Annotated in this window: 5 protein-coding genes and 1 pseudogene; 2 read left to right on the forward strand and 4 right to left on the reverse strand. The window is 27.6% G+C overall.

The window, feature by feature from the left end:
- Positions 1-236 (forward strand): annotated as a pseudogene (locus MBFIL_RS10750) (hypothetical protein); the annotation flags it as partial.
- A gap of 190 nt (positions 237-426) precedes the next feature.
- Here MBFIL_RS10750 and MBFIL_RS02190 read toward each other — a convergent pair.
- The 4 genes from MBFIL_RS02190 to MBFIL_RS02205 all read right to left on the reverse strand — a co-directional run bounded on the left by MBFIL_RS02190 (position 427) and on the right by MBFIL_RS02205 (position 4,321).
- Positions 427-1,263 carry a B-box zinc finger protein gene (locus MBFIL_RS02190; RefSeq protein ID WP_066971069.1) on the reverse strand — a complete coding sequence of 279 codons (837 nt, stop codon included), beginning with the start codon at positions 1,261-1,263 and terminating at the stop codon, positions 427-429.
- Between the two features lie 179 nt (positions 1,264-1,442).
- Positions 1,443-3,008: a serine--tRNA ligase gene (serS, locus tag MBFIL_RS02195; RefSeq protein ID WP_066971071.1), complete on the reverse strand. Its 1,566-nt coding sequence runs from the start codon at positions 3,006-3,008 to the stop codon at positions 1,443-1,445.
- Positions 3,009-3,185: 177 nt separating this feature from the next.
- Positions 3,186-3,419: a KEOPS complex subunit Pcc1 gene (locus MBFIL_RS02200; RefSeq protein ID WP_066971073.1), complete on the reverse strand. Its 234-nt coding sequence runs from the start codon at positions 3,417-3,419 to the stop codon at positions 3,186-3,188.
- Between the two features lie 119 nt (positions 3,420-3,538).
- The gene (locus MBFIL_RS02205) at positions 3,539-4,321 is read right to left on the reverse strand and encodes an ATP-binding protein (protein ID WP_066971075.1); all 783 of its coding nucleotides are present in this window, start codon (positions 4,319-4,321) and stop codon (positions 3,539-3,541) included.
- A 519-nt stretch (positions 4,322-4,840) separates the two neighbouring features.
- Between MBFIL_RS02205 and rplJ the strand changes: the two genes are divergently transcribed.
- On the forward strand, positions 4,841-5,323 hold the full coding sequence (gene rplJ, locus MBFIL_RS02210; protein WP_066971077.1) for a 50S ribosomal protein L16: 483 nt from the start codon (positions 4,841-4,843) through the stop codon (positions 5,321-5,323).
- Positions 5,324-5,524: the final 201 nt, after the last annotated feature.

A 5,524-nucleotide genomic window follows, 5' to 3' on the forward strand; every position in this document is an offset into this window, starting at 1 on the left:
CATTACGTGCCTACCAAATGAGAGAAATGGCACTATCAGATATGACAACAGCAATGAACACAGCCAGAAGAGAAGGGCTAAAAGAAGGAGAGATAAAAGGGATTAAAAAAGGAATAAAAGAAGGAGAAATAAATTTACAGAGAAAATATATAATTAGTATGAAAAATAAGAATATGTCTTTAGATGAGATAAGTGAAATCACAGGTCTTTCCATTGAGGAAATTGAAAAATTTTAACATTTGAGTAGTATTATATGGTCATACTTATTATTTTTAGTTATATAATTACATTTAAGAATAACTTTTGTTCAAATTTTTATTTCGTAACGGAAATTTAGATAAATCTTTGATTTCTCTTCTTAAAAATGTTGATAATGAGGAAATTATAATTGAAAATGGGTAGTGTACTTTTAAAAAAGAAATTTAATTAGATTAACGTTCTAATTAATGCTATTGCTTCAGTAGGGTCTGAACCTTGATTGAATATTATGTTTAATATATAGAATGTTACAACCATTATTAAGATTGCAAGAATAGCTATTAGTACATAATCCATTAAGCTTACTTTATTCTCTTCTTCTTTTTCTTTTTTATAATGTATTTGATGTAGAGAAACTGGTTTGTAGTTATTTGAGTCTTGGTCTGAAAATTCTCTTTGTTCTTTTATTGGATGCTTATATTCTTGTCTTGAAACATGATACTCTTCATTGGGGCGGTGATAAGAGTTATCTTTGGCTCTTGTTATAGTTATTCCTTCTTGAACAAATGTTTCCATTTCAGGCTCTTCTTTTTTAGGTTTTTCTGGTATAATTAAACCGTTTTCTTCTTCATATTTTGCTAACTGCTCAGATAGGGATAATTCTTTTCTTTCTTCTTTTTTTGGTTGGATTGGTTCTTCTTCATCATGATGTAAGTCTTCTAAGTATCTTTCATACTTTGCTTCAACTTCTGGATCAGATTTATTAAGTTCTTCTTGTTTTTTAGCTTCAATAACTTCTTTCATGTTAATGTAATTTTCATTATCTTTATTTACATTGTTTTCTTTTTTATCTTTTTTAGGTCCCTCGGTATTATCTTTGTTGTTTTCTGTGTTTGTTTTTGGATCTGCTGATATTTGTGATTGTCCTGCAGATATAAGTTGGGTTGCACAATCTTGGCAGTATGATTTACCTCCAATTTTTAAAGTACACTCATTACATATAGGTTTTCCACAAACTGAGCAGTTACTAGTAGCCTCTCTATCTGGATGATTTTGACAATTCATATTTAAGCTCCACATATTTTTTAAAGTTATGATTAGTTAATTTAAAAGTAATAATTATATTTTAATACTCTTTTTTAATAGCTATTTCTTTATTAACTATTATTAATATTTTTTTAAAATAGCTATTATTAAAAATAAAAAATAGGAATTAAGATTAATCATCTAATAATATGACTTAATCATGGCCATGTTAAGATTTTAGGTGATTTAACACTTTTAATTCTATCTTTTATTATTTTTGGCCAGTTATTGTCATCAAATCCTTTTTGAGCAAGTACTCCAAATATCCATCTTGTTAGACCGAAACCAGTACATCCTGTCCATATTTTTTCTCCATGAGCTTCTTTTATAGAAAATCCTTGTATAAAATGGGTTCCATGAACATTTGCAGATACAACAGCTACTCCTTTATCTTGTCCTGGTACTTTAAGTCTCATTTCGTATTTTGGGACTTCTGGAAATTCAATTCCTCTGTTTTCTGCTTTTCGTCCTTCAAGATAAAATGGATCATCTCCGATTTCTGTGTACCATTCAAGTTCTAATTTATTTGCTAACTCTTGAGATAATTCTAAGGTCTGATCTCTTATTTTATTTACTTCTTCTGGAGTGGATAACCACACTGTTTCAATTCTTTGGAATTCATGGACTCTATCAATTCCTTTTGCTCCTCCAGACTCCCATCTATATGTCCATCCACTTTTATCATACAATTTTATTGGTAATTCTTTTTTATCAATTACTTCGTGGGATAAAAATTCATAAAATGGTTCGCACTGTGCAGCTCCCAGTACATAACCTGGATTTTTAAGTCCTTTTTTAAGTAACTCCATTGGTATTTCTCTGTTAATAGCTAACTCATTTTTAAACTTGTTAAACAATTCAGGATCTCTTTTTGGAGGACTACAATAGTACATTCCTTCAGGTAGACCATCTAAGTATCTCATTTTATTCATGGTTTCTAGTGGTATTAATTTAGGGAATAGTGCTTCGTGGAAGTCAAGTTTTTCAATTACTTCTTCTAGAAGAATTTCTTCAAGAACTCTTTGAAGTGCAGTTATTTCTGGTCCATAAAACCATTGTCCTCGTCCTGGGAAAGATTTTATCCATCCAAGTTCAATAGCTTTTTCTGTAACATCTCCTTCAAAGTATGTTTTAAATTTAGGACTTTCAAAGACTGTTTCTCCAGGTTTAAACTTAGTTATTATTTTACTTGTTATATCGTCTCCTTCATCAGCAATGATTCCATCTATTTCTTTTTTATTGGTGATTAATTTAATAATACGATTTACTGTTTGTTTTTTAATAGCTCCTTCATCAATATCTTTCATTGTTATAACAACATTGTCTTCATTGATTTCAATATTGTTGATATCTTCTAAAGATTCTGCAGTTTCTTTATTAAACTCATATCCATCTTTGCCTGTTGGAATAGCTATTTCATAATTGTCAATATATATTCCTCGAACCCCCATGTGATATTTTTTACCAAGTAATTGTGTTAAAGGGTTTTTTATTCTAAGAAGTCCATCATGGGCTCTAACTTTATACCCAGATATAATTTCAAGATTTAAATCATTATCTGATATATTCCAGTTGGTTATATGGGCTCCCTTATCTTTTTGATCTTCGTTTGTACCTTTAATTAGTATTTCATTATTTGCTTCATCTATAAATGTTTTAATGTCTTCTTCAGCTTCTTCTATTTTCTTATTGAAGATGACTTTTCCGTTAAGTTTAAATTTCATTATTAATTCACCTGTTAAGTTGATTTAGTCCTATTTATAATAATTAATTAGAATTAATTTATTGCAAAATTTCATCAATGTATTTACAATTAGTTAACCTTAAAATTGGAGATTTTAAACATTAGAAAATTAAGGATTTTCTTAAATTTCAAAATTAGTGTCTTAAATTTAATGTGTTTATTCACTCGATGCAGAGTTTAAAACATCTTCTATAGTTATTTCAGAGAAGATTAAATCGTCTGCTGTATTTAAAAAGGTTCCAAGATTATCCGACTCTATATTAAAGCTAAGAATATTATCTTGGACATTAGAATCTAAATAATCTCCATTATCTGGATTAAGTGATTTAAATACAATTTTAGCAGTCTCTACTTCGTTATATTCAACTGTAATTTTAGCATTGATTTTCATAGTATCTAATTAAATTTAAAATAAAAATTGTAATAAATATTGTAATAGTTAAATTATGATGTTATAATTATGTTCTTTATTAAATAAATTATTTTTGGTTTTAGGATTTTACGTTTATTTCAACTCAATTCTTTTTCAATGGTTTTAGCTATTTTTTCAATTGATTTAAGTGCAGGCGAATCAATATAATTTATTAAAGGTTTTCCTTCAATATCTGATTTCATAACATTATTATCAAAGGGTATAATTCCAATTAAATTGATATTCATCTTCTTTAGTTCTTCTTCAATAAATTCTTTATCTTCTTTACTAAAACATTTGTTTAAAATAGCTATTATATTAACTATCCCAATATCTTTCCCTAATTTTTTAATTCTACCTGCTGTTTCTATTGATTTTAGCCCAGGCTCTACTATTATAATCATGGTGTCCACTGATTCTGCAGTTTTTCTTCCAAAGTGCTCTATTCCAGCTTCCATGTCTAATATTACTATTTCTTCCTTTTTAACAACTATATTTCTCATAATAGCTTTTAACATCACTGATGCTGGACATATACAACCTTCTCCACCTTTTTCAACTGTTCCCATAACCATAAGTTTCAGTGTTCCATTTCCTTTAACATCAATGGATAGTTTTTCAGGTAAATCCTTTATTTTAGGATTCATCTTAAAAACTTCTCCAAATGATTGATCTGGATCTGCTCCTGTTCGTTCTTTAATCAAGTCTTTCATTTTAGCTATTGGAATTACATCATTTTTAATTCCTAAGCTTGTTGCGAGGTTCATATCAGAATCTGCATCGATAATATAGACTTCATGGTCTCTTGATAGTATATATGCCAGTGTACTGGTGATTGTGGTTTTTCCAACTCCACCTTTTCCACTAATAGCTATTTTCATACTTCCTTAATCCTCCTTTTAATTGGCTGTTTCATCCGTTACATTTTTATATATTTAATCTAATTATTTAGTAATAGATATTTTATCTTAGTTTTATATTTATTTAATCTAATTATTTAGTAATAGATATTTTATCTTAGTATTTAAAAATAGATATTAATCTAAAAATTTTATTAATTATATTTTTAAGAAACATTTATTAATGGTTATTAGAATAAATAATTTAATACTAACTTTTATAAATACTAAATTTTATATATTATTTTAATACTAACTTTTGTAATAGTATTTTATTACTATATATTAGTTTAATTTATTATAATATTAGTTTAATTTATCGATTAGTTATTAATTTAATAACTTATGGATTAGTTATTTCAATCTTAAACTTCTTTATAATGTTTAATTTTATTATTAAGCTTAATTATATATTTGATACAATATTTTATTTATCTTAATTATTTAGTGTAAACACATTAAATAGTTAATTAAAGATTATTTTAATCTGGAGGATTATTAATGGTTCGCGCATACTCACGAAGAGAATATATAAGGAAAATTCCTGGTTCAAGGATAGTGCAATATGATATGGGTAATTTATCTCAAAGATTCCCTGTAGCTGTAAGTTTAGCTGTTAAAACACCAGCTCGTATAACTCACAATGCTTTAGAGGCTGGAAGGGTTGCATCTAACAGATTCATGCAAAGAAAAGCTGGTAGGTTAGGTTACCATCTCAAAATAAGAGTTTATCCTCATAATATCATTCGTGAAAATCCTATGGCTACTGGTGCAGGAGCAGATAGGGTGCAAGATGGTATGAGAAAAGCTTTCGGTAAATCTGTAAGTTCAGAAGCTGTTGTTAAAAGAAACCAAAGAATCTTTTCAATCTACACATCTGAAAAGAATTTTGGAGATGCTAAGGAATCTTTAAGAAGAGCAGCAATGAAAATGCCAGTATCATGTAAAATTGTCATTGATGAAGGTGCAGAATTAGTAAAATAATACTTGTACAATGATTTCGAAAAATTTTTTAATTTTTCAAAATCTCTTTGAATTTTTGTTTTTTTTTTAATAGATTGGCTGTGCAATAATTAATTTTTCAGTTGATGGATGACAGTGAATTTTCTTAGTTGTGGTTAGATTGTAAATTATTTTTTGTAGTTTTTTTTATTTGTTGTCTATGTTTTTCATTGAATATCTATT

The sequence above is a fragment of the Methanobrevibacter filiformis genome (assembly GCF_001639265.1).
Taxonomy (GTDB): domain Archaea; phylum Methanobacteriota; class Methanobacteria; order Methanobacteriales; family Methanobacteriaceae; genus Methanacia; species Methanacia filiformis.

What these genes read in the sequence shown, in the direction of transcription:
- MBFIL_RS02190 (WP_066971069.1), bottom strand. Translation starts at nt 1,263, where the DNA reads ATGAATTGTCAAAATCATCCAGATAGAGAGGCTACTAGTAACTGCTCA.
- rplJ (WP_066971077.1), top strand. Translation starts at nt 4,841, where the DNA reads ATGGTTCGCGCATACTCACGAAGAGAATATATAAGGAAAATTCCTGGT.
- serS (WP_066971071.1), bottom strand. Translation starts at nt 3,008, where the DNA reads ATGAAATTTAAACTTAACGGAAAAGTCATCTTCAATAAGAAAATAGAA.
- MBFIL_RS02200 (WP_066971073.1), bottom strand. Translation starts at nt 3,419, where the DNA reads ATGAAAATCAATGCTAAAATTACAGTTGAATATAACGAAGTAGAGACT.
- MBFIL_RS02205 (WP_066971075.1), bottom strand. Translation starts at nt 4,321, where the DNA reads ATGAAAATAGCTATTAGTGGAAAAGGTGGAGTTGGAAAAACCACAATC.